Source organism: Anaeromyxobacter diazotrophicus (genome assembly GCF_013340205.1).
Classification (GTDB): Bacteria; Myxococcota; Myxococcia; order Myxococcales; family Anaeromyxobacteraceae; genus Anaeromyxobacter_A; species Anaeromyxobacter_A diazotrophicus.
In genome coordinates, this window is record NZ_BJTG01000006.1 from 199538 (window position 1) to 226218 (window position 26681).

A 26681-nucleotide genomic window follows, 5' to 3' on the forward strand; every position below is an offset into this window, starting at 1 on the left:
GGCTAGCCCTTCACCTCGCGCGCGAAGAGCTCGATGAGCTCCGGGGAGTGCAGCTCGGTGGCGACGCACAGGAGCGCGCCGGAGAGCTTCGGGTCGGGGTACCAGCGGGCGAGCGGGACGCCGGCGGCGAGGCCCTTCTTGGCCAGCCGCGCCACCACCGCCTCGGCGTCGCCGACCTGGAACGCCAGCTCGTTGAAGGCGGGGCCCGAGAACACCGGCGCGAAGCCCGCCCTGCCCATGGCGGCGCGCAGCAGGCGCGCGCGGTCGAAGTTGAGGCGGGCCAGGTCGGCCAGCCCGCGGCGGCCGAGGAGCGCCAGGTGGATGGTCGAGGCGAGCGCGCACAGCCCGGCGTTGGTGCAGATGTTGGAGGTCGCCTTCTCCCGCCGGATGTGCTGCTCGCGCGTGGAGAGGGTGAGGACGAAGCCGCGCCGGCCCTGCTTGTCGACGGTGGCGCCGCAGACCCGGCCCGGCATCTGCCGGACGTTCGCCTCGCGGGTGGCGAAGAAGCCCGGCGCCGGCCCGCCGAACTGGAGCGGGTTGCCGAAGCTCTGGAAGGTGCCCACCGCCACGTCGGCGCCGAGCTCGCCCGGGCCGCGCAGGAGCCCGAGCGCCACCGCCTCGGCGGTGACCGTCACGGTGAGGGCGCCCGCCTGCTTCGCCAGCGCCGCCGCCTTCGCCACGTCCTCGACGACGCCGAAGAAGTTGGGGTAGCCGAGGATCACCGCCGCGGTCGAGCCGTCGACCGCCCGAGCGAGGGCGGCCGGGTCGGTGCGGCCGTCGGGACCGTGCGGCACCGTCACCAGCTCGTCGCCGGTCGAGGCGAGGTAGGTGGCGAGCACGCGCCGGTACTCGGGGTGGACCGCGTCCGAGACGGCGATCCGCTTCCGCCCGGTGAGGCGCGTCGCCATGAGCGCCGCCTCGGCCGTGGCGGAGGCGCCGTCGTACATCGAGGCGTTCGCCACCTCCATCCCGGTGAGGAGGCAGACGTAGGTCTGCCACTCGAACAGCGCCTGGAGCGTGCCCTGCGAGACCTCGGGCTGGTAGGGCGTGTAGGCGGTGAAGAACTCGCCCCGGAGCAGCAGCTGATCCACGGCGGGCGGCACGTGGTGCGGGTAGGCGCCCGCGCCGATGAAGGGCGGGTGGGCCACCTCGTTCCGGGCCGCCAGGCGCCGGAAGTCGCCCAGCAGCGCGATCTCGTCCTGGGCCGGCGCGACCGCCAGCGGGCGCTTCAGGCGGAGCGACTCGGGGATCGAGCGGAAGAGGTCGTCGAGGCTCTTCGCCCCCACGGCCGCCAGCATGTCGCGGATCTCTTCGGGCGTGTGCGGGTGGTAACGCATGGTGGGCTCCACGCCCTGCGGGTCCGCGGCGAGGGGCGCCGCGGGGAGGGCTCAGACGGGCTCGAGGCAGCGGGGGAGGGGGAGGCGCCGCTACCCGGGCTCCTCCTCGGCCAGGAACTTCTGGTACCCGGCGGCGTCGAGCAGGGACTCGACCTCCTTCGGGTCGGAGAGCTCGACCTGGATCATCCAGCCCTCCTCGTACGGATCCTCGTTGATGCTCTCGGGCGCGTCGGAGAGCGGGTCGTTCACCTCGACCACCTTGCCCGTCACCGGCGCGAACAGCTCCGAGACCGCCTTGGTGGACTCGACCACGCCGAACGACTCGCCCTTCTTCACCGGGTCACCGACCTCCGGCAGCTCGACGTAGACGATGTCGCCGAGCTGGTCCTGGGCGTGGTCGGTGATGCCGATCACGGCCCGGTTGCCCTTCAGGCGGCACCACTCGTGCTCCTTCGTGTACTTGAGGTCCTCGGGGACGTTCATGGCGTTCTCCTCACTGAGGGCGGGGCTTCTTGGCGTAGAAGGGGGTCTTCACGACCTTGGCGGCCGCCGGGCGGCCGCGGATCTCGACCGCGAAGGTGGAGCCCTCGGCGGCGAGCGCGGGCGGGACGTAGGCGAGGCCGATGGCGGTGCCGAGGCTGGGGGACTTCGTCCCGCTCGTCACCGTGCCGACCGGCTTGCCCTCCTGCAGCACCGGGTACCCGTGGCGCGGGATGCCCGGCTCGGTCAGCACGAAGCCGACCAGCTTGCGGGAGAGCCCGGCCTCCTTCTGCTTCACGAGCGCCTCGCGGCCGACGAAGTCGCCCTTGTCGAGCTTCACCACCCAGCCCAGCCCCGCCTCGAGCGGCGTGGTGCCGTCGTCCATGTCCTGGCCGTACAGCCGGTACGCCATCTCCAGGCGGAGGGAGTCGCGCGCGCCGAGCCCGCAGGGCGCGAGCCCCTCGGGCTGGCCGGCCTCCATGAGCGCGGCCCACAGGCGCGGCGCGGCGTCGGCCGGGCAGAAGAGCTCGAAGCCGTCCTCGCCGGTGTAGCCGGTGCGGGCCACCATGCAGCGCACGCCGGCGACCTCGCCCTCGGTGAAGCGGTACGTGCCGACCGAGGAGAGCCGCACGCTGGTGAGCTTCTGCACGACCTCGGGCGCGAGCGGCCCCTGGACGGCGAGCTGCCCCCAGGCGTCCGACTCGTTCGTCACCTCGGCGCCGAAGGCGTGGCCGTGCAGCCAGTCGAAGTCCTTCTGGCGATTGGCCGCGTTCACGCACACGAGCAGGTCCTCCGCCGAGCGGCGGTAGACCACCACGTCGTCGACGATCCCGCCGCTCTCGCGGCAGAGCGCGCCGTACTGCGCCTGGCCGTCCTGGCACCGCGACAGGTCGTTCGTGAAGAGCCGCTGCAGGGAGGCGAGCGCCTTTGGCCCCCGGAAGATCACCTCGCCCATGTGCGAGACGTCGAAGATCCCGGCGCGCTCGCGGACCGCCTCGTGCTCGGCCAGGATGCCGGCGTACTGGACCGGCATGTCCCAACCGGCGAACTCGACCATCCGCGCGGCGGCGCGGACGTGGACGGCGTGGAGCGGCGTGCGCTGGGCCATGTGGGGAGATCCGGCTAAGGGGGGATGGCGGCCTCGCATCATAGCGACGCAGGCCTCGAATTCAACAGCGCTGGCGTGACGTAGGCCGCCGCCTTCACGGCGCCGGGCAGGCCACCGGCTCGCACCGTCCCGGGAAGGAGGCCTGGCAGCAGTGGAGCGGCGCGCCGTCGGCCGCCGCGAAGCGCGCCGACCAGGCGCCGGGCGACACCTCGAGCGTGAGGTACCCCCAGGCGGTGGACGCGAAGAGGAGCTGCGCGCCCGGGACGGACACCTGCTCGAACCGCTCGCGCGGCCGGCCGCGGCTGGCGTTGCCCGAGACGAGGACGTCGTACCCCGCCGCGGCGCGGAGGTGCTGCAGGTCGTGGTCGTGCCCGCAGAGCCAGGCCGCCACCGCCCCGCCCGCGGCCTGCTCGAGCAGCGCGGCGCGCGCCCGGTACGCCGGGTCCGCCTCGCGCCGGTGCTGGCCGGCGGTGGCGGTGGGGTGGTGGGCGACGACGAAGCAGGGCCGCTCGTGGCAGCCCGCCGCCGCCGCGCGCAGGAAGGCGGCCTCGGCCTCGAGGGTGAAGCCGCCGTAGTCGCCGAGGAGGAGGTTCGAGTCGAGCACGATGAAGCGCGCCGGGCCGCGGTCCACGACGTAGTGCCGGGCCGGCATGCGCCAGACCGGGGACGCGTGCGCCACCTCCAGGCACGCCTTGAGCCGCGCCTGCGGCCCGGGCGGGAGCGCGCCGTCGCCGCAGTCGCCGCCGCTCGCGACGTCGTGGTTGCCGAGCGCGAGGTAGACCGGCACCGGCGCACCCTCCCGGCGCAGCGCCGGGAAGCGCGCGTCGAAGCGGGCGAAGCGCGGGTCGGCCGGCGGGAGGAACCCCGCCGCGACCGAGGCGCCGTCGTCGCCGAACCGGCAGGCCTCCGCCCCGGGCCGGCGCGGGTCGGGGCCGCAGTCGTAGAGGTTGTCCCCGGGCGAGAAGGCGAGGTCGAACGGGGCGCGCGCGTGCGCGGCGGCGACCGCGCGCGCCAGCGCCGCCTGCTGCGCGGTCTCGTCGCCGAAGTCGCCCAGCACCAGCGCGCGCAGCGCCGGCGGGGCGGCGGGGGCCGCGGCCGGCGGCGGGCGGGCGGCCGCGCCGTGGCGGACCGTGAACGGGGCGGGCGGCGCCGCGCGGCAGGCGGCGAGCGCCAGCGCCGCGGCGGCGAGCGCGCGCCCGCGGCTCACCGCCGGACCGAGGCGCGCGCCAGCTCGAGCGTGTTCACGAGCAGCATGGCGCGGGTCATGGGGCCGACGCCGCCCGGCACCGGCGTGATGGCGCTGGCGCGCTCGGCCGCGGCGGCGAACTCGACGTCGCCGACGAGCTTGCCGCCCGCGAGCCGGTTCATGCCGACGTCGATGACCACCGCGCCCGGCTTCACCCAGGCGCCCTTCACCAGCTCGGCCTTGCCGATGGCGGCCACCAGCACGTCGGCCCGGCCCACCTCGGCCGGCAGGTCGGCCGTCCTGGAGTGGGCGACGGTCACGGTGGCGTGCGCCTCGAGCAGCATCATCGCCATGGGCTTGCCGACGATGTTGGAGCGGCCCACCACCAGCGCCCGCTTCCCCTTCGGATCGCAGCCCGCCTCGCGCAGGAGCCGCATCACGCCGGCAGGCGTGCAGGGCCGCGGCCCCGGGATCCCGATCGACAGCGCGCCGACGTTGTAGGGATGGAAGCCGTCGGCGTCCTTCCGCGGGTCGATCGCCTCCAGGACCGCGCGCTCGTCGACGCCCTTCGGGAGCGGCAGCTGGACCAGGATGCCGTGGACGAGCGGGTCGGCGTTGAGCTTCGCCACCAGCGCCAGGATCTCGGGCTGCGTGGCGGTGGCGGGCAGGTGGTGCTCGACCGAGCGGAACCCGACCTCCTCGCTGTCCTTGCGCTTCCCGCGCACGTAGACGGCGGAGGCCGGGTCGTCCCCGACGCGCACCACCGTCAGCCCGGGCACCAGGCCGGTCGGGGCGAGCTCTTTCACTGCGCGTGCCACCTCGCCGCGGACCTGCGCCGCGATCGCCTTGCCGTCGATGAGCTGAGCCATAGGGCCGCGCAGTATAGCGATCGCGCCCCGCACCGTCACGGCCGGGTGCCGCCCGCGCGCGGGGCCGGACGGGCACGGCCGGGGGCGGTAGGATGGAGCCTGGCCAGGAGGTGATGGATGGACGCGGTCCCGACCTGCGAAACGTGCAACACCCCGCTCGACGCCGGCGGCGTCTGCGTCACCTGCCGCGCCACCGGTCAAGGGCTCGCGCTCCTGTCGCGGTCCGGCTACGCCTCGGTGCGCGAGATGATGGACCGGCTCGAGGAGGGCGGGCTCGCGCCGGAGATCGAGCAGGTCCCGCCGCGCCGGCCCGAGGAGCGGCTGCATCCGCTGTGGAACATCTACGTGCCGGAGGCGGACGCGAAGCGCGCGCTCGAGCTCCTGCGGACCGACTGGGCCGAGCTGCTCGGCGACCCCGACGCCGCGCGCGCCGCCGAGCGCGGCCTGCGCGGGGTCGACCTCGACGCGGGCGGCGAGATCGAGTGCCCCGCCTGCGGGCACCGCTTCGTCGCCACCGCCGCCCAGGCCGAGTGCCCGGACTGCGGCCTCGCCCTGGGCGCCCCGGCCGACGCCGCGCCGGACGAGGCGGAGTCCTAGCGCCTTAGCCGGCGGCGCCGATTCGCGTTTCGCCCGGGGCGGCCGGCCGCTTAGGATCCGGCATGCCCAGCGAGCTCACCGATCTGCACATCCACGTGGGCGGCGCCGTCGCGCCGCACGTCCTGTGGTCCATCGCCCACGACCAGGGCCTCAAGCTGCCGGTCCAGAATTACTGGGAGTTCAAGGAGCTCGTGAGCGCCCGCCCGGGCAAGGTGAAGTCGCTCGACGAGTACCTCGCCGTCATGCACCAGTGGACGGAGCGCATCCAGTCCTCGCCGCAGGCGATGGAGCGCGCCGTGTACGAGATCATCGGCAAGGAGTACCGCTCCTCGCGCGTCGACCTCATCGAGCTGCGCTTCAACCCCATGAAGCGCAACGAGGGCGGCGAGCGCGACCTCGACCACATCATCCACGCCGCCCTGCGCGGCCTCGACCGGGCGGTGCTCGAGTACGGGGTGAAGGCGGGGCTCATCTTCTGCCTGGCGCGCGAGTTCGAGCCGCGCCTCAACGAGATCCTGGTCGAGAAGGCCATCCGCTACCGCCGGCGCGGCGTGGTCGGGATCGACCTGGCCGGCCCCGAGCGCCACGCCATCGAGCTCGGGGCGGACCTCGACCTCTACCGCGAGCTCTTCCGCCGGGCGCGCGCGGGCGGCCTCAAGTCGACCGTCCACACCGGCGAGACCGCCCGGACCGGCTCGGAGGGCGTGCGGGCGGTGGTGGAGGCGCTCGAGCCGGACCGCATCGGCCACGGCCTGTGCGCCGCCCAGGACGAGCGGGTGATGGACCTCCTGCGCGAGCGCGGGGTGGTGCTCGAGATCTGCCCCAGCTCGAACCTCGCCACGCGCGCGGTGGAGAGCGTGGAGGAGCTGGGGCAGGTCCTGCAGCGGTTCTGGAGCCGCGGCGTGCGCTTCACCATCAACACCGACGGCCCCTACCTGCTCGACACCGACATGCGGCGCGAGGTGGCGCTGCTCGAGCGCCACCTGGTGCTCGCCCACGAGCAGGTCGAGCAGACGTTCCGCTGGGCGCGCGAGGCGGCGTTCGTCGATTGAATAGTCCGGCGCGGCCCCCGTCTCTCCTGGCGAAAGGAGAAACACCATGACGAAGATCGCAAGGAAGCTCGTGACCGGCCTCACCATCCTGGGCCTCGCCGCCCCGGCCCTGGCGGCCAGCGCCGCCGTCCCCGCCACCGGCACCGCCCAGGTGCAGACGGCGCAGCCGAAGCACCACCGGACGCACCGCCGGGTGGCGCAGGCGGATCAGAAGAAGGCGGCCGCCAAGAAGGAGGCGAAGGCGAGCAAGAAGCACGCGAAGACGGCCGCCCCCAAGGCCGAGCCGGCCCCGGCCCCCGCGGCCGCGCCCGCGAAGTAGCCGCCCTGCCGCGCTGCGTCGACGAGGGGACCTCGGGCACCGCCCCAGGTCCCCTCGCCATGTAGGGGCGGCGCCTACCTCGCCCTGCGACGCGACGCCGCGGCGGATTGCGGAAACAGATGGGGCGCGGCGGGCGTTCCGTGCGAGTCTCCTTCCCCTTTTCGCACTCCCACCGGGCGAGGTCCCAGTCGTGAAGAAGCTCTTCGCGCTCATCGCGTCGCTGAAGCTGGCCGTCATCCTGCTGGTGCTGCTCCTCGTCTCGCTCTCCGCCGGGACCATCATCGAGTCGCGCGCGGGCGTCGAGCTGGCTGGCCGCGCCGTCTACTACGCGCCCTGGTTTCTGGGGCTGCAGGCGCTCTTCGCCGTGAACGTGGTCGCGTCCATCGTGACCTACTTCCCGTGGGGCCGCTTCCGCATCGGGTACCTCGTGACGCACGCCTCGCTCGTGCTCATCCTGGCCGGCGCGCTCGTCACCTACTTCTTCAAGACCGAGGGGACGATCGGGCTCTGGGAGGGGACGAGCGGCGACGTCATCGAGCAGGTGGAGGGCGGGACGGTGACCGCGCGCCACACGCTCCCGTTCTCCATCTACCTGACGAGCTTCGCGGTCGAGAACTACCCCGGCACGATGCGCCCGGCCGGCTTCAAGAGCCAGGTGGTCATCGCCGAGGCGGGCAAGAGCTGGCCGGCCGCGATCTGGATGAACCACCCGCTGGCGGTGGACGGCTACCGCATCTTCCAGTCGAGCTACCAGCAGGCGAACGGGCGCCAGGCCTCGATCTTCTCGGTCTCGAACGACCCCGGGCAGCCGATCGTCTTCGCCGGCTACGGGCTGCTCGTGCTCGGCATGTGCATCGTGTTCGGCACGCGCGTCCGGACGCGCCAGCGCGCCGCCGCCTCGCGGGAGGCGGCCGCCTCCCAGGGGCCGTCCAAGGCGGTCGCCGGCGTGGCGGCCGCGCTCGCGCTCGCCTTCGCCGGGAGCGCCCGCGCCGCCGGCCCGGAGGTCGAGGCGCTGCGCCGGCTGCCGGTGCAGCACGACGGCCGCACCATGCCCTTCGACACCTTCGCCCGCGAGGCGGTCTGGAACGTCACCGGCTCGCGATCGTGGAACGGCGAGGATCCGGTCGAGACGGTGGGCGGCTGGCTGGCCCAGCCGCAGGGCGCCGGCATGGCCCCCGTGCTCGCGATCGGCAGCGGCGACCTGGCGAGCGCCCTCGGGCTGCCCGGCGAGAAGTACGCGTCCCTGGCGCAGGTCGCGAGCAGCGAGGCCTTCCGGCGCCTCATGGGCGAGATCCAGGCGGCGGAGCAGCGCCAGGAGCCGCGCCGGGGCGTGCTCGGCGACGCCGAGAAGCTGCTCGAGCGCGCCCAGCACATGCAGGAGCTCGTCAACGGCTCCCCGGTGCTTCCCATCCCCTCGGACGCGCCGCCGCTCCACAAGTGGCAGCCGGCCCCGTCGCCCGGGCTCCCCGGGCTCCTCGCCGTCGCGCAGGGGCCGCGGCTCGCGGGGTGGCCCTCCGCCGAGGCGGTCGAGCGCGAGCTCACCTACAACGCCGTCCGGCCCTCCCGCATCGCCTGGGTGGTGCTGCTCCTGTCGCTCCTCGCCTCCGTCGCCGGCTGGCGCCTGCGGCGGCGCGCGCTGGACGTCGCGGCGGCGGTGCTGCTCGCCGCCGGCTTCGGCGTGATGACCTGGGGCATCGGCACGCGCTGGGCGGTGGCCGGGCGCGTCCCGGCCTCCAACATGTACGAGTCGCTGCTCTTCCTGGCCTGGGGCGTCGGCCTCTTCGCGCTGGTCGCGTTCGCCTTCATCCGCAACCGCCTGCTGGTGGTGAACGCCAGCGCCGGCGCGGCGCTCACCATGGCGCTCACCGACCTCCTGCCGATGGACGGCTTCATCCACCCCATCGCGCCGGTGCTCTCCGGCACGCCCTGGCTCGCCATCCACGTGCCCATCATCATGGTGAGCTACGCGGTGCTCGCGCTGGGCGTCATCATCGCCCACATGCAGATCGCCTTCGTCGCGATGGCGTCGCGGCGCGAGGAGGTCATCGCCAAGATGGCCGACCTCAACTACTGGTACATGCTGGCCGGCTCCATCCTCCTCATCGCCGGCATCCTGACCGGCTCGATCTGGGCGGCGTCGTCCTGGGGCCGGTACTGGGGCTGGGATCCGAAGGAGGTCTGGTCGCTGGTGGCCTTCCTCGCCTACATGGCCATCCTGCACGGGAGGGTCGACAAGATCCTGGGGCGGTTCGGTGTGGCGGCGGTGAGCATCGTCGCCTTCCAGACCATCCTCATGACCTACCTGGGCGTGAACTACGTGCTCGGCACCGGCCTGCACGCCTACGGCTTCGGCAACTCGCCCATCGTGCTCTGGATGGTCGTGGTGGCGCTGGCCGAGGCGGCCTTCCTCGGCTGGGGCTGGCTGGCGCACCGCCGCCACCCCGAGCCGGTCGAGGCGGCGCTCACGCCCTGAGCCGGGGGCACCCGCCCTCGCCACGCGGCGGGGGCGGGCGTGTCCACCGTGTCACCAGCTCCGTAGGGCGGGGGCTCGTCCCCCGCCGCCCCGCGCCCGCGCACGCGTCGTCGCCCGTGCTCCGCGCCGTGCCAGACTGCTCCCTCGGCCGGAACGCGCACCGCGGTTCCCACGACGCGGTTGCGGAACCTTGCTCCGCGCCGCTGCGCGCCGCGGATCTTCGAGCAGTCCTCACCGCGCCACGGCTCCCTCGGCGCGTTCCGGCGAGCGTGTGACCTGGGGCGGCGCTCCGCAATGGCTCCTCCGCGCGCGCGGGCGCGCCGCGGCGCGAGTCGGTCGGCGCCGAGAGGGCGCGCGGCACGTGAGCGCACCGACGCCCTGGCGGTGGCTCAGGGCGCGACGAGGAGCGCCGCCACGTGCTCGGGGCGGACGGCCGCGCCGTCGCGGAGCGGCGCCAGCTCCTCGTCGCGGGCGCGCGCCAGCGCCGCCAGGAGCTGCCCCGCCTCGCCCGCCCGCGCCAGGCGCGGGTCGTCGAGCGGCGCCAGCGCGCGCGCGGCGGCGGCCAGCTCGGCGGCGGGGATGGGGACCGGCGCGAACGCGCGGCCGAGCCGCTCGTTGGCGAGCGCCGTCAGGTAGAGCGAGGCGAGCCGGGGCGCGAGCGGTCCGGCCGCGCCCGCCGGCGGGCGCAGGCCGAGGTCCTCGCCGAGCGCCGCCAGGCCCTCGGCCAGCCCGAGCGCCTCGGCGGTGCGCGCCACCTCGGCCGAGGCGAGGAACGGGCGCGGCTCGAAGGCCCCCGCCGCCAGCGTGCCCCACGCCTCCCGCGGCAGCTCCAGGCCGGGGAAGTAGCGCGGCCGGCGCGCGGAGAGGGCGGAGAGGAGCTCGCCCAGGGGCGGGTCGAGGAGCGGCGTCGCCCGCGTCCCCGCCCGGCCCGAGGCGAGGAGGCGCTCGGCGCGCCAGCGCAGCTCGAGGAGCCGCCCGAAGCCGCGCTGGAAGAGCGCCTTCACGGCGGTGGTGGCGAGCGCCTCGGCGGCGCGCGCCTCGTCCGCGCCGGCGACCGCCTCCAGCCCCAGCTCGACCAGCGCGCGCGCCGCCTCGACCGCCGCCCGCACCTCGTCGAGGTCGCCCGGGTCGACGGCGTCGGCCACCAGCACCGCGTTGGCGGCGGTGACGAGCTCGAGCTCCAGGTGGGCGCGCTCCTCCGGCGCGAGGCGGGCCGCGGCGCGCGCGAGCAGCGAGCCCCGCCCGAGCCGCTCCAGGAAGAAGCCGGCCGGCCGCCCCGGCGTGCCGGCGGGCGGCGCGGGCCGCGCCGCGGGCTTCGCGAACCACGACAGCGCCTCCTCCGGCGACGGGTAGCCGAGGTCGGAGAGCCGTCCGGTGCGCCAGCGCAGCGCCGTCTCCTCCAGCTCGCTCGGCAGCTCGGAGCGGAGCGACGCGAGGAGGCGGGTCGCCTTGAACGGATCGTCGGCGTAGAGGTCGTCCACGATCCCGCGGACCGCCATGTACTCGGCGCCGTCGGCGTCGAACTCGACGATGAAGCGGTTCTCCGGGGTCCGCAGGAAGCGGTCGCTCTGGAGGTGCGGGTCGGGGTCGGCGTCGAGGTCGTGGATGCGGAGCGCGTCGCGCAGCACGAGGTCCACCAGCTCGACGTCGAGCCGGGCCAGCTTCGCCTTCCAGCGGGCCGCGGCGCGCGGGCTGTCGGTGGACCCCGCGCGCGCCGCGCGCAGCCAGGGGAGGGCGCGGCGCGGCGCGACGTGGTCCCCCTGCCAGGCGGCGAGGTCGAGGAAGGCGCGAAACTGGTCTGCGCTGGCGAGCTGCACCAGCTCGACCGCGTCGGCGAGGCCCACCTCGCGGATGGTGAGGTAGAGGTCGTCGGCCGGCAGGGCGCGGACCACCGCCGCGGGGTCGGGCTGGTCGAGGATGAGGTCGAGCCGGCGCTTGCCGGTGGCGCGCGACAGCGCCGCGCGCACCTCGGCCAGCGCCGCGGGGTCGATGGGCTTCTCTTCGCGCTTCGTCATCGGTCCAGCTCCTCGAGCGCGGCCCGCACGCTCCACCCCCAGCGCGCCAGCGCCGCCCGCGCCCGCCGCTCGCCCACCCGGCCCAGCTCCGCCACCGTCCGCACCGCCCGCCGGCGCAGCTTGGCGCTCGCCGGTGCGACGTCGATCATGCGCCCCGCCCGCACCCGGCCCAGCCGGAGCATGGCGCCGGTCGAGAGGAGCGCCAGCGCCATCTTGGTGGCCGCGCCGGCGGCCATCCGGGTCGAACCCGCCACGAGCTCCGGGCCGGTGGCGAGGACGGCCCGGGCGGCGCCGCGGGGCCGCGCCGCCGGGTTGCAGGTGAGGAGCGCCACCGCCGCGCCGCGGCGCCGCGCCTCGTCGAGCGCGGCGAGCACGTACGGGGTGGTGCCGGAGGCGCTCACGCCCACGACGAGGTCGGCCGCCCCCACGCGCGCGCGCCGGACGGCCGCGCGCCCGGCCGGCGCGTCGTCCTCGGCGCCTTCCACGGAGCGGCGGAGCGCCGCCGCCCCGCCCGCGACGAGCGCCACCACGCGGGAGCGCGGCACGCCGAAGGTGGGGGGACACTCGGCCGCGTCGGCCGCCGCGAGCCGCCCGGAGGTGCCGGCGCCGGCGTAGAGGAGCCGCCCGCCGCCCTCGAGCGCGCGCGCCGCCGCTTCCGCGAGGCGCGCCAGCGCGGGCAGGGCGCGGCCCACGGCGCGCGCCGCGGCGAGGTCGCCCTCGTGCAGCAGCCGGAGCGCGCCCCGCGGGGGGAGCGTGTCGAGCAGCCTGGACCTGGGGTGGAGTCGCTCGGTGGGCGGGAGCCCGGCCATCCGAGACCGGGCGCTCAGGCGCTGGCGCCCGCCCGCCGGGAGGCGCCGTGCGCCGCCTTGGTGACGCGGCCCGCCTTGAGGCAGCGGGTGCACACGCGGATGCGCTGCACCGACCCGTCCACCACCGCGTGCACCGAGCGGAGGTTCGGGAGGGAGCGCGTCTTCGTCTTGTTGTTGGCGTGGGAGACGTTGTTGCCGACGAGCGGCCCCTTCCCACACATTTCGCAGCGGCGTGCCATGTCGTAAACCCCTAGAAAGCGCGCAGATATGAGCTACTCCGGGCGAAAAAGCAAGGGCCTCGTGCGCCCGAGGCCCCGGTTTCAGCGGAGCAGGTCCTTCTTGCCGAGCAGCTCCTGGGCGGCGGCGGCCGCCTGCAGCCCGGCGTGGAACTCTCCCTCGAGGCCCAGCCCGGGGACCACCTCGCGTCCGGCGAAGACCAGGTTCTTGTAGGGCGAGGCGCAGGGCAGCCCGGTGACGCCGAGCGCCTGCTCGAGCTCGACCGCGTAGAGGGGGTGGGGGAGCAGGCGCGAGCCCCGCCGCTCGCGCGGGGAGGCGAGCGCCGGCAGGGACTCGCGGACGAGGTGCCGCTCGAAGAAGGGGATGGCGTCCGCCACCGCCTCCCGGAGCTGCCGCCCGCGCGCCGCCAGCTCCTCCGCGCCGTGCTCCTTCGCGTCGGCGGGGACGAACCCGGCGGCGCACACCACCCGCTCGTCCGGCACGAGCTCGCTCGCGCCCTTGCCCTTGTCGCGGCGGGCCGGGTTGACCTGCAGGAAGACCGCGTTCTCCAGGGCGTCCGCCCCGGCCGCGTCGCGCAGCGCGAGCACGCTGTCGCCGAGCGCCGGCGGCAGGGCGGCGGCCTTCACGACCAGGTTCAAGGCGAGCAGCTGCCGCACCGGGCGGATGCCCTGCAGCAGGCGCGCGAACTTCCCGTCCTCCTCCTCCGGCGGGAGCATGCGCCGCAGCGCGGGCGCGTCGGTGGCGGCGATGAACACGCGCGCCACCCAGGCGTTGGGCGAGCCGGCCAGCCGCACCGCCGCCACCCGCCCGCCGTCCACCTCCAGCCGCTCCGCGAGCGCCGCCTCCTCGTCCCCGCCCAGGATCTCGCCCCGCGACTCGGCGATCTTGCGCCGGATGGTCTCGCGCAGGCCGTGGTGGCCGCCGGCGAGCCGGTAGCTGCCGCGCAGCACGCCGCCCAGGAGCCGCGCCACCGCCAGCGGCGGGGCCGGCCCGTCGAGGTAGCCGAGGAAGCGCTGCGCGATGGCGAGGGCGCCGGTCAGGGGGTGGCCCTCGAGCCCCTCGAACGCGCTCGCCTCGTCCACGTGGCGCCGCGGCGCGCCGGGGGAGGAGGCGGCGAACTTGATCGCCTTCGAGACCGCGCGCCGCTCGCCGAAGCCGGTCGGGGGCAAGGGCGGCATCGCCTTCATGAACGGCGAGGCCGCGTCGAAGAGGCGGCCCAGCTCGGCGAAGGCCTCCTCCAGGCGCGCGGCGTCCGCCGGCCACTCGCGCCGGAGCTCCTGCTGGCGCCGGGCCGGGTCGTGGCCCAGGTCCACCCGGTGCCGGGGCAGGAGCAGCTGCAGGTCCGGCGCGCACGGCTCGAGCGAGCGCACCATGTCGGTGGTGAGCCCGAGCTCGGACAGCGCCAGCTCGGCGGCGGGCAGGAGCCGCGGGGAGGGGAAGAGCGCCGGCGCGTACGGCAGCAGGTACCCGCCGTCGTCGTAGGCGGCGCCCACCCCGTCGTGGTCGACGTGGAGCACCCGGTAGCCGCGCCGGGCCAGGAGCGCGCCCGCCACCACGCCGCCGAGCTGCGAGCCGACCACGCAGGCGTCGTAGATGCGCTGGGTGGCGGGCGGCTTGAAGGTCTTCGCCATGCTCCCTCACTCGTCCCAGGGGGCGCGCAGCGCGCCGAGCTCGGGGCCGCGCGCGCCGTCGACGCGCACGCGGCGGCCCTCGAGCGAGAGCCGCCCGGCCGCGAACCACCCGACCGCCTTGGGGTAGAGGCGGTGCTCCTCGGCCAGGATGCGCGCGGCGAGCGCCTCCTCGCCGTCGCCGTCCAGCACCGGCACCACCGCCTGCGCGATGATGGGCCCGGTGTCGGTGCCCTCGTCGACGAAGTGGACGGTGCAGCCGGCGAAGCGCGCCCCGTAGGCGAGGGCCTGGCGCTGGGCGTGGAGCCCCGGGAAGCTGGGCAGGAGCCCGGGGTGGACGTTCATGACGCGCGGGCAGCCGCGCGACGCGGGCGACGGCCCGAAGGCGCGCAGGAAGGTCGGGGTGAGCAGCCGCATGAAGCCGGCCAGGCAGACGAGGTCGGGCGCGTGCCGGGCGAGCCGCTCCACCACCGCCGCGTCGTAGGCGGCGCGGTCGGCGGCGCCCTTCGACGGGAGCACCTCGGTCGCGACCCCGGCCCGCTCCGCGCGCGCCAGCGCGCCGGCGCCGGAGACGTTCGACAGCACCACCGCCACCCGCGCGTCGATCCGGCCTGCGGCGCAGGCGTCGAGGAGCGCCTGCAGGTTCGTGCCGCCGCCCGACGCGAGCACCGCGAGGCGGATCACCGCGCGACCTCGCAGGTCGCTTCGCCCACCCCGCGCTCGATCCCGCCCACCGGCCAGCTGGCCAGGCCGCGGCCGGCGAGGAGCGCCTGCGCCGCCGGGACGTCCGCCGGCGCCAGCACCGCCACCAGGCCGAGGCCCATGTTGAAGGTGAGGAGCATGTCGTCCCACGGCACCTCGCCCTCGCGCTGCACGAGGTCGAAGATGGGCGGCCTGGGCCACCGCCGCGCGTCGAGCACGGCCTTCGTGCCGTCGGGCAGGTTGCGCGGCACGTTGCCGGGGAGGCCGCCGCCGGTGATGTGGGCGAGCGACTTGACCGGCACCGCCTCGAGCAGCGCCAGCACGTCCTTGGCGTAGATGCGGGTGGGCTCGAGCAGCGCGTCGGCCACGGTGCGCCCGCCGAGCTCCGCGGGGGTCCAGTCGAGGGGGTGGCGCTCGAGGAGGGCCTTCCGCGCCAGCGAGTAGCCGTTCGAGTGGAGCCCGGAGGAGGCGATGCCCAGCACCGCGTCGCCCGGCGCCACCGCCCGCCCGTCGAGGATGCGCGAGCGCTCCACGCAGCCGACGGCGAAGCCGGCCAGGTCGTACTCGCCCCCGGCGTAGAACCCGGGCAGCTCGGCGGTCTCGCCGCCGATGAGCGCGCACCCGGCTTGGCGGCACCCCTCGGCGATGCCCTTCACCACCTCGGCCGCCTGCTCCGCGGCGAGCTTGCCGGTGGCGAAGTAGTCGAGGAAGAAGAGCGGCTCGGCGCCGACGACGGCCACGTCGTTCACGCACATCGCGACGAGGTCGATGCCGATGGTGGCGTGCCGGCCGGCGGCGAACGCCACTTTGAGCTTGGTGCCGACGCCGTCGGTGCCGGAGACGAGCACCGGCTCCTTCCACCGCGCGAGGTCGAGGGCGAAGAGCCCGCCGAAGCCGCCGATGCCGGCCAGCACCTCCTTGCGGAGGGTGGGGCGGGCGAGCGGCTTGATGAGCTCGACGAGGCGATCGCCCTCGTCGATGTCCACGCCCGCGTCGCGGTAGGTGAGCGCCATGGCGCCCGCCTTACCGTAACTGTCGAGGGCCGCGCAAGCTCATCTGGGATAGGCGGCGATCCGCGCCGGCGGCGGCGCCGCGGCCTGCTCGGGCCGGGCCGGCGAGTCGGCGGCGCGGGTGGGGGTGGCGGGACCGGAGGTGGCGACCGCCCACAGGAGCGCGGCCGCGAAGAGGTAGGTGACGAGTCGCATGAACCCTTCCGCGCGCGGCAAGGTACCAGAGCCCGAACCCGGGCGGGAGTTTTCTCGACCCGGGATGGGTGTGGCGCCGTTTGACACCCCTCGCGCCCATTCGATAAGCGTTCGCCCCAGCGCATGCGCCAGCTCGCCCGCCCTCGCCGCCAGGCCCAGCCTGGGGAGCTTCCGTGAGGCTGCGCGTCCTGGGGTGCTCCGGCGGCGAGCTGGGCCGCCACCGCACCACCTGCTTCCTCCTCGACGGCACCGTCGCCATCGACGCCGGGGCGCTCACCTCGTCGCTCACGCTGGACGAGCTGGCGCGGGTCGAGCGCGTGGTGCTCACCCACAGCCACCTCGACCACGTGAAGGACGTGCCGCTCCTGGCCGACCTGCTCCTGGGCCGCCGCGCCCGGCCGCTCGTGGTCCACGCCTCGACCGCCTGCGCGAAGACGCTGGCGGACAGCCTCTTCAACGACCGGCTCTGGCCCGACTTCACCCGCATCCCCGACCGGCGCAGGCCGTTCGTGAAGGTGGTCCCGTTCCACCCGCGCCGCCGCTTCCGGGCCGGCGGCTACACGGTGGATCCGGTCCCGGTCCACCACCCGGTCGACTCGGTGGGGTTCGTGATCTCCGACGGGCGCGACGCGATCGCCGTCTCGGGAGACACCGGCCCCACCGACGCCTTCTGGAAGCTCGTGAACGCCGCCGACCGCGTGCGCGCGATCCTGGTGGAGACGAGCTTCCCCTCGCGCCTGCAGGCGCTGGCCGATGCCTCGGGGCACCTCACCCCGGCCACGCTGGCGGGTGAGCTCGAGAAGCTCGACCGCGACGGACGGCCCGTCTTCCTGTATCACCTGAAACCCGCCTTCGCGGCGGAGCTGCGACGGGAACTCTCGGCGCTCGGGCTGCCGGGCGTTCGCGTGCTCGCCCGCGGGCAGCAGCTGGAGTGGACATCGGGGCGGCGCGTCCCGAGCCGAGGAGTCTCCTAATGGCCTGGTTCTCGAAGACGAAGAAGCTCTCCCGCTCCGGCGACGGCGCGCCGCAGGAGGGCCCCCAGCCCGCCGGCAAGGGCGAGGCGGTCTGGCGGCGCTGCGACGGCTGCGCCGAGGTGGTCTACACGCAGGACTGGGAGCGGCACTGGAACACCTGCCCGCTCTGCGGCCACCACGATCCGCTGCCGGTGCTGCGGCGCCTGGAGATGATCTTCGACCCGGGCAGCTTCCAGGAGCTCGACCGCGATCTGACGCCCCAGGACCCGCTCGGCTTCGTCGACGCCAAGAAGTACAAGGACCGCCTCAAGAGCACCGCCAAGAACACCGGGATGAAGGACGCCTTCATCTCGGGCGTGGGCACCATCGAGGGGCGCGAGGTGTCGGTGGGGAGCTTCGCCTTCGAGTTCATGGGCGGCTCCATGGGCTCGGTCGTGGGCGAGAAGGTCACGCGCGTCTTCGACCGCGCCTACGAGCGCAAGCTGCCGGCGGTGGTCTTCAGCTCGACCGGCGGCGCCCGCATGCAGGAGGGCATCTTCTCGCTCATGCAGATGGCGAAGACCTCGGCCGCGCTGAACCGCTTCCGGTCGATCCACAAGCCCTACGTCTCGGTCATGCTCCACCCCACCACCGGCGGGGTGGCGGCCAGCTTCGCCTGGCTGGGGGACGTGATCCTGGCCGAGCCCAAGGCCCTCATCGGCTTCGCCGGGCCGCGCGTGATCGAGCAGACCATCCGCGAGAAGCTTCCCCCGGGCTTCCAGCGCTCCGAGTTCCTGCTCGACCACGGCATGATCGACGCGATCGTGAAGCGCCCCGAGATGCGCGCCCGCCTCGGGCAGCTGCTCGGGCTCCTGGCGTGACCTGACGCAGGGGCGGGGGCGCAGCCCTCGACCGAGATGGATCCGCACCGCTACCTCGCCTCGCTCCAGCCGCTGGCCATCCGCCTCGGCCTCGAGCGGATGGAGCGCGCCCTCGACGCGCTCGGCCGCCCGGACCGCGCCCTGCGCGTCCTGCACGTGGCCGGCACGAACGGGAAGGGCTCCACCTGCGCCATGGCGGCGGCGGCGCTCCAGGCGGCCGGCCACCGCACCGGCCTCTACACCTCGCCCCACCTCGTCCGCTTCAACGAGCGGATCGCGGTGGACGGCGCGCCGGTGGACGACGCGGCGCTGGCGCGGCTCGTGGGCGAGGTGCGCCGGGCCTGCCCGTGGCACGAGGCGGGCGGCGAGGGCGAGCGGCTCACCTACTTCGAGTTCGCGACCGCGCTGGCGCTCCTCCACTTCGCCGAGCAGGGCCTCGGGGCGGCGGTGCTGGAGGTGGGCCTCGGGGGGCGCTTCGACGCCACCAACGCCGTCCGCCCGCTCGCCTGCGCCGTGAGCCGGATCGGGCTCGACCACACCGCGCTCCTCGGCGAGACGCTCGACGCCATCGCGCGCGAGAAGGGCGGCATCTTCAAGGCGGGCGTCCCGGCGGTGGTCGCGCACGACCAGCCGCCCGAGGCGCTGGCGGCGCTGCGCGCCGAGGCGGCGCGGCGCGGCGCGCCGCTCGCGGTGGCGGCGGCCGGCTACCCCGGTCCGCTGGCGCTGGCCGGGCCGCACCAGCAGGCGAACGCGGCCCTGGCCGCCGCGGCGCTGCGACTCCTCGACGGGGCGGGGCTCCCGGTGCCCGAGGAGGCGATCGCGCGGGGCCTCGCCACCGCCCGCTGGCCGGGGCGGCTCGAGACGGTGGGGGGCGTGCTGCTCGACGGCGCGCACAACCCGGACGGCGCCGCGGCGCTCGCGGCGGCGCTGCCCGTCCTCCACCCCGGGCGCCCGGTCGAGCTCGTCTTCGGCGTGCTGGCCGACAAGGATCACGCGCGCATCCTCCACGCGCTCGCCCCCGCCGTCCGAGCGCTCCACCTCGTCGCGCCGCGCTCCCCGCGCGCGCGGGCGCCGGACACGTACCGCGACCTCGCGGCGCGCCTGGTGGCGCGCGTCGACGCGCACGCCAGCGCGGCCGAGGCGATCGCCTGCGCGCGCCGCGCCGCCGCGGACGGCGCGGTCGTCTGCGTGGCGGGGTCGCTCTACCTGGTGGGCGAGGCGCGCGGGCTGCTCGCGGGCGAGCCGGCGGCGGCCGACCCGGGGTAGGGCCGCTACCGCCCGCGCCGGGCGCGGCGCGGCGAGGCGTCGTCGAGGAGCGGCGACTGCACCTCGGCGTAGCCTTCGGGGATGGCGAAGCGGTCCGCCGGCACGCGGGTGCGCTCGAGCTTCACCAGCCGGTGCACCGAGGTGCGCTTCCCGTCCGCGCCGAGGTGCTCCAGCACCGCCGGGAAGCCCGGCGCGCGCGCCAGCTCCTCGCCCATCCAGCGGGCGGCGCCGGGGCGCGAGCGCCCTCCGGACGCGGCCGCGGTGAACCCCTCGAAGAACCGCCCCAGCTCGAGGAAGGCGGCCAGATCGTCCCGGGTGGCGGCGCGCGCGCTCCACGGGATGAAGCATCCCTCCTCGTCGCGGCGCCCGTCGCGGAGCACCCGGTAGCGCTGGCAGGCGAAGCCCGCCACCTCCTCGCCCCCGCCGAGCGGCTCGAAGCGGATGTCGCGCTGCTTCGCCGGGGTGGCCTGGCGCTTCGCCAGCGCCGCCTCCGCCCGCGCGCGCTGCTCGGGGGGCAGCTGCGCCAGCATCTTCTGGAGCCGGGCCGAGAGCTCCTGGCCCTGCGCCTCGGTCATGACGCGGTAGGTGCGCGAGGAAGGATCCACCTCCACCAGGTGGTGCGCGTCGCCGTCGAAGAGGGTGAGGTGCGCCGCCTCCTCGCCCTGCCGCGGGTGCTCCACCCGCAGCTTCTTGCCCTCGATGGAGGTGACGGAGGTGCGCCCGTCACCGTCGGTCATGGTCACCACGAGCCCGGCCCGGGCCGGCGAGGCGGCGGCGAGCGCGAGCGCGGCCGCGGCGGCGTTCCAGCGGATCATGTCGGTCCCTCCTCCGCGATGGACGCGGCGAGGCGCCCAGTGTGAGCGGCCGCGGGCGCCCGATCGAGCGGACGCCCCTTCGCGGAACCGGGCGGGCGGGCAGGCCCTCCAGCGGCCGCGGGCCCCGGCGAGGGTCCACCTGAAGGGCGCGACGCCTGGGCGCGGGGCACCCCGATGCGCAACTTGCGAGCAGTGCGCCAGCTCCACCTCGACCCCGGCACCGCGGGCCCGCCGACGCCTCGGCTGGACGCGGTGGACTGGGAGCGCCTCCACCGCAAGAGCCGGTACGAGGTGAGGACCCGCGACGGGTGGACGCTGGTGGTGACCCGCTTCCAGCCGCTGCCGCAGCGCTTCGCGCAGCCCATCTTCGGGGAGCCGCTGCTGCTCGTGCACGGCTTCTCCCAGAACCGCCACGCCTGGACGAGCGGCGGGTTCGTGAAGCACATGCTGTCCTACGGGGCGGACGTGCACGTGCTCGAGCTGCGCGGCCACGGGCTCTCCTCGGTGGCGCTGCAGCGCGCGCGCGCCGCGGCCGCCGGCGGCCCCTGTCCGGACGACCTCGACTACGGCTGGGACATCGACAGCTACTTCCTCGAGGACGTCCCCGCCGCCATCGCGGCGGTGAAGCGGCTCACCGGGCGCGAGTCGATCTTCTACTGCGGCCACTCGATGGGCGGCATGCTCGGTTACGGCTACGCGTCGCTCGGCCGGGACCTGGCCGGGCTCGTCACCATCGGCGCCCCCGGCGACCCGGGGAAGGGGTACCTGCCGCTGCGGCTGCTCGCGCACCTGGGGCCCACGCTCGAGCTCGCGGTCGACGCGGCGCTGCTCGCGCGGTGGGGCCGGAGCTGGGCGGGCTGGCGCGCGCGCGAGGGGCTCCGGCGCGGGCTCGAGCACGCCCCGTGGGCGGCCGCGAGGCTGGCGGGGCTGCTCGGGGCGCGCACGCGGCCCGAGCGGCGGCGCTTCCAGTACTACCCGATGGATCTCCTCCTGCGCCGGCTCGAGCGCGCGCTCGCGAACCCGCGCGCGTTCGAGGCGTGGGAGCGGCTGGCGCGCCACCACGCCTTCCTCGCCAACCCCGCGCAGATGACCATCGACGAGGTCCGCTGGCTCCTGCGCGAGGGCGGCGATCGCGAGCCGCGCCGGGTGGTGGCGCAGCTGGCGCGCTGGATCCGCTCCGGCGAGCTCAAGTGCTACCGCACCGGCTACGACTTCCGCGCGCACTTCGCCGACATCCGCGTACCGATGGCGATCATCTTCGGGGATCTCGATCCGCTCGCCAGCATCGCCTCCACCCAGGAGGTCTACCGCGCGGCGCGCAGCGAGTACCTCCTCTGGCGCCCGGTGAAGGGGAACAGCCACCTGGAGCTGACGATCGGGCGCGACGTCCGCCAGATCTCCTTCGACGTGAAGAACCTCATCGAGTTCGCCCGGAAGTTCCCCCTCTCGGCGGGGGCCCAGCCGCCCGCCCGCGGGGGCGTCGGCGAAGCGGCGACTCAGACACACATCCGCGTAACCTGACGCCTTTTTAGCGGTGAGCCGACCTGCCGTGCTATCGTGCGCCCGACCTCCGACCGGAGCGTACGATGCGTCTTCTTGCCTTGCTGCTCAGTGCTCTCACCGCCGCAACCGCCCTCCCGGCCTGGGCGGCGGATGGGGCGAACGTCGTCACCCGGGTCGAGGTGAAGGCGCAGGGGACCGGGACGACCGTCGTCATCCACGGCTCCCGCCCGCCGAACTTCACGACGTTCTCCATGGTCGATCCGCCGCGGTTCGTGATCGACCTGGCGGAGAGCACGCTGCAGGGCGTCCCCGAGGACGCGGCGGTGGACGACGGCACCGTGCACCTCGTGAAGGCGCTCAACTACGGGACCGGCGAGAGCGCGATCGCCCGCATCATGATCGCGTTCCAGCGCGAGGTCGAGCCGCCCGATCTGCAGGCGTCGGGCAACGATCTCGTGGTGAAGGTGGGCAAGCCCGTGGCGGCGCCGGCGGACGTCGCGTCGGCCCCCGCCGCTCCCGCGCCCGCTCCCGCTCCCGCCGCGCCCGCCGCGCCCGCTCCCGCGGCTGAGCCGGCTGCGCCTCCCGTCGCACCGGCCGTCGCCGCGGCCGGCGCCGCCGTCGCCGCGGCCGCCGGCGTTGCCCCGGTGGTGGCGGGCGCGACGGACGACTCCGATCGCGCGCGGCGCGCGGAGCTGGAGCGCCAGGAGCGGGAGAACAACGAGGTCCGGGCGTGGAAGGAGGCGCGGCGGCTGGAGGAGGCGCGCCGCGCCGCCGACGACACGGCGCAGGTGACGCAGCTCTCGGCCGCCGCCCAGGCGCAGGAAGAGGCGAAGAAGCAGGCCGAAGCCGAGCACAGCGAGCGCGCCGCCGCCGAGGCGCGCGTGCACGTCGCCGAGGCGAAGGTGGCGCGCCTGTCGGCCCTCGGCGAGCCCGTCCCCGCCGAGGACGCCAGGGCGCTCGCCGAGGCGCGCCAGGCGCTCGCCGAGCTCGAGGGGCACCTCGCGCCCGCGCCGGCCGCCGCGGCGGTCGCGGCGGCGCCGGCCGTCGAACCCCCCCCGGCCGTCGCGGCGGCGCCCGCCGTCGAGGCCGCCCCGGCCGTCGCGCCGTCGCCCGCCGTCGAGGTCGCGCCGACCGTCGCGGCCGCGCCCATCGCGCCGGCGGCCCCCGAGGCGCAGGTGCCCGCCCCGGCGGCGCCGGAGCCCGCGGCCGCAGCCGCCCTCGCGGCGGAGCCCGTCGCCCCGGAGGCGGTCGCCGCCGGCGCCGCGGCCGGGACCGCGGCCGGGATCGCGGCGGTCGCGGCGAAGCCGGACGACGAGCCGGCCAAGCCCGAGGCGAAGCCCGCGCTCTCGAAGAAGGAGCGCCAGGCGCTCGCGAAGCGCGAGGCCGCCGAGAAGCGCAAGGCGGCGCAGGAGGCGAAGCTCGCCGCGAAGCGCGAGGCCGCCGAGAAGCGGAAGGCCGAGCAGCAGGCGAAGCTTTTGGCGAAGCGCGAGGCGGCCGAGAAGAGAAAGGCCGAGCTCGACGCCCGGCGGGCGGCCCAGGCCGCCCTGGCGGCGGAGAAGCCGCGCGAGGTGCGCGAGGTCGGCTTCCGGCAGCTCGCCTCGGCGTCGCGCGTCTTCGTGCGCCTCTCCGGCGAGCCCCGCTTCCACATCGTGGAGGCGAGCGACAAGCTCATCCGCGTCGAGCTGCCCAACACCCGCGTGGTGCGCCGCAACGACGCGCGCTTCCTCGACACGTCCTTCTTCCCCGGCGCGGTGGCGATGGTCACGCCCCGCCCGCACGGCTCGACGACGGTCGTCGAGATCGCGCTCAAGGAGAAGGTCGCCTACCAGCAGAAGGTCGAGGGCGACGTGCTGGCCCTCGACTTCGAGCAGCCCGCCCCCAAGACGGCCGCGGCGCCTTAGCGCGGCGGGTTCGTAGTAGGCTGCGCGGCGCTTGCTCGCCGCTCTCCTCGCCGTCGCCCTCGCCGCCGGCCCTGCCGAGGCGCCTCCGCTCGAGGTCCTCGAGGCGGAGCAGGTCGACTACGACGTCGCCACCGGCCGCGGCGTCGCGCGCGGCGGGGTGCTGCTGCGCCGGGGGGCGGTGCTCCTCCGCTCCGAGACGGCCGCCTACGACACCCGCACCGGCGAGGTGGACGCGGCGGGCTCGGTGCTCCTCACCGAGCCCGGGCGCGCGGTGGCGGCGGCCCGCATGCACCTCGTGCTCGACGGCCCGTACGCCGCCCGCGAGGTGGTCGCGTTCCTGAAGAACGCCCCGCTCGACCTCTCCACGTGCCGGACGCTCGACGAGGCGCGCGGGAGGGGATTGAACCGCCTCACGCTGCGCGGCGGCGAGGTGCACGGCGAGAGCGGCGAGCCCGACTTCGAGATCGAGCACGCGCGCATCACCCTCTGCGACTGCGGTACCGAGCCGCCCTCGTGGGAGATCCGCGCGCACCACGCGGACGTGCTGCCCGGGAAGCGCGCCTGGCTCAGCTGGCCCGTCATCTTCATCACCCCGCGGCTGCCGCTCGTCGGCGGCGTCACGGTGCCGGTGCTGGCGCTCCCGGCGCTCTACCTGCCGCTCGGGGAGCGGCAGACGGGGCTCCTCTTCCCGGTGCTGAACCTGGGCGCGGTGAACGGCGTCTCGCAGCCGCTCTTCATCACGCTCGGGCGGAGCTGGGACGCGACCGTGACCGCGGACTACGACTGGGGGCCGACGAAGCGCGTGGAGGGCGCCGGCGGGAGCCTCGAGCTGCGCTGGGCGCCGGCGGAGGGGACGCGCGGCCAGCTCAAGTTCTCGCTGCTCCACGTGTCGCCGGGCGACTGGCTGGGGGGCGTGGCCCTCCCGCCGGGCTGGAACCGCATGGCGCTCTCCGGCTTCCACGAGCAGCGCCTCTCGGACGCGACCTTCCTCAAGGCCGAGCTGCACCTCGTCGGCGACCCGCTGTACGTCCCGGACTTCACGGGCGACGCGCTCCTGCGCGCGCTCGACTACAGCCGCAGCGGGGTGGCCCTGACGCACCGGACGGACGACCTCCTGCTCGAGGCCGACGCCGAGTACCTCTTGCCGCTCGCGCACCTCGGCAGCGGCACCGACCAGACGGCGCCGTACGGCGCGTTCGGCACGGACATGAAGACGTTCCAGCGACTCCCGTCGGCCTCGGTCTCGCTCCTCCCGACGGCGGTGGCCGGCCCGCTGCGCGCCTCGGGCACCGTCGCGGTGGCGCGCTTCGCGCCGCTGCGCGGGGTGACCGGGGACGAGGGCGCCAACGGCATCGGCCCCGGAGACCGCGGCTGGGGCGTGGCCGGATCGATCGACGACTTCGAGTCGAACGGCCGCTGGGAGGGTCCCGGCGCGGGAGGCCCGGGCGAGCGGCTGGCGGCGACCCGCGCGCTGGCGCGGCTCCGCCTGGACGCCCCGTTCTCCTGGCGCGCGCTGTCGGTCGAGCCGTGGGCGTCGGCGACCGCCGCCGGCTACTCGTTCGCCGCCGGGCCCGGGGCGCTCGCCAACGCGCGCGCCGCCGGCGGGCTCGCGCTGTCCACGGAGGTCGGCCGCACCTTCGGGTCGGGGAGCGGGCGGGTCCGGCACCAGCTCGAGCCGCGGATCGAGTGGCGCGGCGGGACCGGTCAGGCCGGGCCCGCGCTGCCCAACTACGCCTACGACGAGCTCGACGTGGCGCTCCCGCAGCCGGTGTCCGCCCAGGGCCAGGTCACCCAGCAACGGACGCTCTCGGCGATCCCCGGCTCCTTCTCGCAGCTCCGGCTGACGCTCCGGAACCGGCTCATCGCCCCGGCCGGCGCGCTGGCGACCACGTTCCTCGAGCTGACGCTGGGCCAGGACTTCGACGCCGCCGCCGGCCGCGCGTCCGAGACCTGGGCCCAGGGCGCCCTGCGCCTCCCCTTCATGATCCTCGACGCGATGGCCGGCTTCCGCGCCTTCGGCGCGACCGCGCCCGCCGGCACCCCCAGCACCTCACCCCCCTCGAGCCTCGATGCCTTCACCCAGCTCTCCGGCGGGCTGACGCTGTTCGACAGCAGGGGCGACAACGTGCACGCGGGGTACATCACGGTCGGCAACGGCGCGTCGCCGCGGCTCATGGCCGGCGTCGAGCCGTTCTTCGACCCGCGCGCCTTCAGCGCCTCCGCGCTGGACGGAGGATCGGCAGGCGTGGTGGGCCACCTGAGCGGCGCCACCCTCGTCTACGACGCGCTCTTCAACGTCCGGGAGCTGGCGGAGCCCTACTGCCCCGGCCACTCCAAGGCCCCGCACGTGTACCAGCACCAGGCCACGCTCGTGTGGGACTCGCCGTGCCACTGCTGGAAGGCGGGCCTGGTCGCGGTCCTGAACGAGTGCGACGTGCACCCGCGGTTCCAGTTCATCATCGACCTCTCGTCGCTCGCCGCCGGCACGAGCGGCGCGCTGGCGCGGTGAGCGGGCGGGCCCGGGGCGCGGCGAGGAAGCGGTTGACACCCCGGCCGGCGGCCGCCTAGGAGACCCGGGAGAAGGAGCGACCCTGGCCCGCGCACGCCACGCCCCCCGCCCGAGCAGCCCTCCCCCGGAGCCGGCCGAGCCGGAGAAGCGGCGGGCCATCCTGCACGCGGCGGTGCGCGTCTTCGCCGAGAAGGGCTACCACGGCTGCCGCATCGCCGACGTGGCGCGCCAGGCCGGGGTGGCCTACGGGCTCGTCTACCACTACTTCCGCAACAAGGACGAGCTGCTCGAGAGCGTGTGCGCCGAGCAGTGGACCATCTTCATCCGGGCGCTGCGCGCCGCCAGCGAGGGGCCCGGCGCCGCGACCGAGCAGCTGGCCGGGATCTGCCGCTTCGCGGTCGACGTGTTCCGCACCGCGCCCGCGGCGGTGCGGGTGCTCCTGCTCGAGGTCGTCCCCACGCCCAACGCCTTCCGGGCCGGCTCCACCCGCCAGACCTTCGAGGAGGCGGTCTCGATCGTGGCGGACATCGTCCGCCGCGGCGCGGCGCGCGGCGAGCTCCGCGCCGACGCCGAGCCGACCGTCGCCGCGACCACGCTGCTCGGCGCGCTCGAGCTCACCCTCACCAGCATGGTGGCGGGGATCGTGCGCGGCGGCACCGAGGAGGAGATCGAGCGCGTGAAGCGAGCGCTCGTCGACCAGGTGGTGGGCGGGCTCGCGCCGCGCTGAGGGCGGCGCGGCCGGCCGCGGCCTTCCTTGGGACGGCGATCGATGACGCGCCGCGGCGGGTTCGCTTGCCCGGCGGCCTCCCGCGCCCTAGGTCTCCGCCCTCTCGCCC

General features: G+C 75.7%; 24 protein-coding genes. 11 read left to right on the plus strand and 13 right to left on the minus strand.

What is annotated here, in order from left to right; all coding sequences use genetic code 11:
• Positions 1 to 2: 2 nt before the first annotated feature.
• The 5 genes from gcvPA to folD all read right to left on the minus strand — a co-directional run bounded on the left by gcvPA (position 3) and on the right by folD (position 4980).
• Positions 3 to 1337, minus strand: coding sequence for an aminomethyl-transferring glycine dehydrogenase subunit GcvPA (gene gcvPA / locus HWY08_RS13840; RefSeq protein ID WP_176066151.1), 1335 nt, complete (start codon positions 1335 to 1337; stop codon positions 3 to 5).
• Between the two features lie 90 nt (positions 1338 to 1427).
• Positions 1428 to 1820, minus strand: a complete 393-nt coding sequence (gcvH, locus tag HWY08_RS13845) for a glycine cleavage system protein GcvH (RefSeq protein WP_176066153.1) — start codon at positions 1818 to 1820, stop codon at positions 1428 to 1430.
• A gap of 10 nt (positions 1821 to 1830) precedes the next feature.
• Positions 1831 to 2925: a glycine cleavage system aminomethyltransferase GcvT gene (gcvT, locus tag HWY08_RS13850; protein ID WP_176066155.1), complete on the minus strand. Its 1095-nt coding sequence runs from the start codon at positions 2923 to 2925 to the stop codon at positions 1831 to 1833.
• Between the two features lie 94 nt (positions 2926 to 3019).
• Positions 3020 to 4132: a metallophosphoesterase gene (locus tag HWY08_RS13855; RefSeq protein WP_235969630.1), complete on the minus strand. Its 1113-nt coding sequence runs from the start codon at positions 4130 to 4132 to the stop codon at positions 3020 to 3022.
• Complete coding sequence (folD, locus tag HWY08_RS13860) at positions 4129 to 4980, minus strand: bifunctional methylenetetrahydrofolate dehydrogenase/methenyltetrahydrofolate cyclohydrolase FolD (RefSeq protein ID WP_176066157.1); 852 nt, start codon at positions 4978 to 4980, stop codon at positions 4129 to 4131. The genes HWY08_RS13855 and folD overlap by 4 nt, the downstream gene beginning before the upstream one ends.
• A gap of 117 nt (positions 4981 to 5097) precedes the next feature.
• Between folD and HWY08_RS13865 the strand changes: the two genes are divergently transcribed.
• The 4 genes from HWY08_RS13865 to HWY08_RS13880 all read left to right on the plus strand — a co-directional run bounded on the left by HWY08_RS13865 (position 5098) and on the right by HWY08_RS13880 (position 9421).
• Positions 5098 to 5577 (plus strand): hypothetical protein, encoded by a 480-nt coding sequence (locus HWY08_RS13865; protein WP_176066159.1) that lies wholly within the window; start codon positions 5098 to 5100, stop codon positions 5575 to 5577.
• 62 nt (positions 5578 to 5639) lie between these two features.
• A complete protein-coding gene (locus tag HWY08_RS13870) occupies positions 5640 to 6629 on the plus strand; it encodes an amidohydrolase family protein (protein ID WP_176066161.1) in 990 nt (329 codons plus the stop codon).
• Between the two features lie 46 nt (positions 6630 to 6675).
• On the plus strand, positions 6676 to 6948 hold the full coding sequence (locus tag HWY08_RS13875; RefSeq protein WP_176066163.1) for a hypothetical protein: 273 nt from the start codon (positions 6676 to 6678) through the stop codon (positions 6946 to 6948).
• 190 nt (positions 6949 to 7138) lie between these two features.
• Complete coding sequence (locus HWY08_RS13880; protein WP_176066165.1) at positions 7139 to 9421, plus strand: cytochrome c biogenesis protein CcsA; 2283 nt, start codon at positions 7139 to 7141, stop codon at positions 9419 to 9421.
• A 389-nt stretch (positions 9422 to 9810) separates the two neighbouring features.
• Here HWY08_RS13880 and HWY08_RS13885 read toward each other — a convergent pair whose 3' ends face one another.
• The 7 genes from HWY08_RS13885 to HWY08_RS13915 all read right to left on the minus strand — a co-directional run bounded on the left by HWY08_RS13885 (position 9811) and on the right by HWY08_RS13915 (position 16017).
• Positions 9811 to 11436, minus strand: coding sequence for a DUF6178 family protein (locus HWY08_RS13885; protein WP_176066167.1), 1626 nt, complete (start codon positions 11434 to 11436; stop codon positions 9811 to 9813).
• Positions 11433 to 12245 carry an N-acetylmuramic acid 6-phosphate etherase gene (locus HWY08_RS13890; RefSeq protein WP_176066169.1) on the minus strand — a complete coding sequence of 271 codons (813 nt, stop codon included), beginning with the start codon at positions 12243 to 12245 and terminating at the stop codon, positions 11433 to 11435. The genes HWY08_RS13885 and HWY08_RS13890 overlap by 4 nt, the downstream gene beginning before the upstream one ends.
• Positions 12246 to 12259: 14 nt before the next feature.
• A complete protein-coding gene (gene rpmB, locus HWY08_RS13895) occupies positions 12260 to 12484 on the minus strand; it encodes a 50S ribosomal protein L28 (protein ID WP_176066171.1) in 225 nt (74 codons plus the stop codon).
• An 81-nt stretch (positions 12485 to 12565) separates the two neighbouring features.
• Positions 12566 to 14113 (minus strand): phytoene desaturase family protein, encoded by a 1548-nt coding sequence (locus HWY08_RS13900; RefSeq protein ID WP_176066173.1) that lies wholly within the window; start codon positions 14111 to 14113, stop codon positions 12566 to 12568.
• A gap of 6 nt (positions 14114 to 14119) precedes the next feature.
• Positions 14120 to 14794 (minus strand): phosphoribosylglycinamide formyltransferase, encoded by a 675-nt coding sequence (purN, locus tag HWY08_RS13905; protein ID WP_176066175.1) that lies wholly within the window; start codon positions 14792 to 14794, stop codon positions 14120 to 14122.
• Positions 14791 to 15825 carry a phosphoribosylformylglycinamidine cyclo-ligase gene (gene purM / locus HWY08_RS13910; protein ID WP_176066177.1) on the minus strand — a complete coding sequence of 345 codons (1035 nt, stop codon included), beginning with the start codon at positions 15823 to 15825 and terminating at the stop codon, positions 14791 to 14793. Before purM ends, purN begins: the two co-directional genes overlap by 4 nt.
• A gap of 39 nt (positions 15826 to 15864) precedes the next feature.
• Positions 15865 to 16017 carry a hypothetical protein gene (locus HWY08_RS13915; RefSeq protein ID WP_176066179.1) on the minus strand — a complete coding sequence of 51 codons (153 nt, stop codon included), beginning with the start codon at positions 16015 to 16017 and terminating at the stop codon, positions 15865 to 15867.
• 173 nt (positions 16018 to 16190) lie between these two features.
• Here HWY08_RS13915 and HWY08_RS13920 point away from each other — a divergent pair, with 173 nt between their 5' ends.
• Genes HWY08_RS13920 through HWY08_RS13930 form a run of 3 tightly spaced genes read left to right on the plus strand, consistent with a single transcriptional unit; the run spans position 16191 to position 19117 of the window.
• Positions 16191 to 16991: an MBL fold metallo-hydrolase gene (locus HWY08_RS13920; RefSeq protein ID WP_176066181.1), complete on the plus strand. Its 801-nt coding sequence runs from the start codon at positions 16191 to 16193 to the stop codon at positions 16989 to 16991.
• The gene (gene accD / locus HWY08_RS13925) at positions 16991 to 17851 is read left to right on the plus strand and encodes an acetyl-CoA carboxylase, carboxyltransferase subunit beta (RefSeq protein ID WP_176066183.1); all 861 of its coding nucleotides are present in this window, start codon (positions 16991 to 16993) and stop codon (positions 17849 to 17851) included. The genes HWY08_RS13920 and accD overlap by 1 nt, the downstream gene beginning before the upstream one ends.
• A gap of 36 nt (positions 17852 to 17887) precedes the next feature.
• On the plus strand, positions 17888 to 19117 hold the full coding sequence (locus tag HWY08_RS13930) for a bifunctional folylpolyglutamate synthase/dihydrofolate synthase (protein WP_235969631.1): 1230 nt from the start codon (positions 17888 to 17890) through the stop codon (positions 19115 to 19117).
• Positions 19118 to 19122: 5 nt separating this feature from the next.
• Here HWY08_RS13930 and HWY08_RS13935 read toward each other — a convergent pair whose 3' ends face one another.
• Complete coding sequence (locus HWY08_RS13935; protein ID WP_176066185.1) at positions 19123 to 19932, minus strand: DUF4412 domain-containing protein; 810 nt, start codon at positions 19930 to 19932, stop codon at positions 19123 to 19125.
• A gap of 192 nt (positions 19933 to 20124) precedes the next feature.
• Between HWY08_RS13935 and HWY08_RS13940 the strand changes: the two genes are divergently transcribed.
• The 4 genes from HWY08_RS13940 (at position 20125) to HWY08_RS13955 (ending at position 26572) form a co-directional block, all read left to right on the plus strand.
• Complete coding sequence (locus HWY08_RS13940; protein WP_235969632.1) at positions 20125 to 21453, plus strand: alpha/beta fold hydrolase; 1329 nt, start codon at positions 20125 to 20127, stop codon at positions 21451 to 21453.
• 80 nt (positions 21454 to 21533) lie between these two features.
• Positions 21534 to 23336 (plus strand): AMIN domain-containing protein, encoded by a 1803-nt coding sequence (locus tag HWY08_RS13945; protein ID WP_176066189.1) that lies wholly within the window; start codon positions 21534 to 21536, stop codon positions 23334 to 23336.
• A gap of 31 nt (positions 23337 to 23367) precedes the next feature.
• On the plus strand, positions 23368 to 25845 hold the full coding sequence (locus HWY08_RS13950) for an LPS-assembly protein LptD (protein WP_176066191.1): 2478 nt from the start codon (positions 23368 to 23370) through the stop codon (positions 25843 to 25845).
• Between the two features lie 160 nt (positions 25846 to 26005).
• A complete protein-coding gene (locus HWY08_RS13955; RefSeq protein WP_371869339.1) occupies positions 26006 to 26572 on the plus strand; it encodes a TetR/AcrR family transcriptional regulator in 567 nt (188 codons plus the stop codon).
• Positions 26573 to 26681 lie beyond the last annotated feature (109 nt).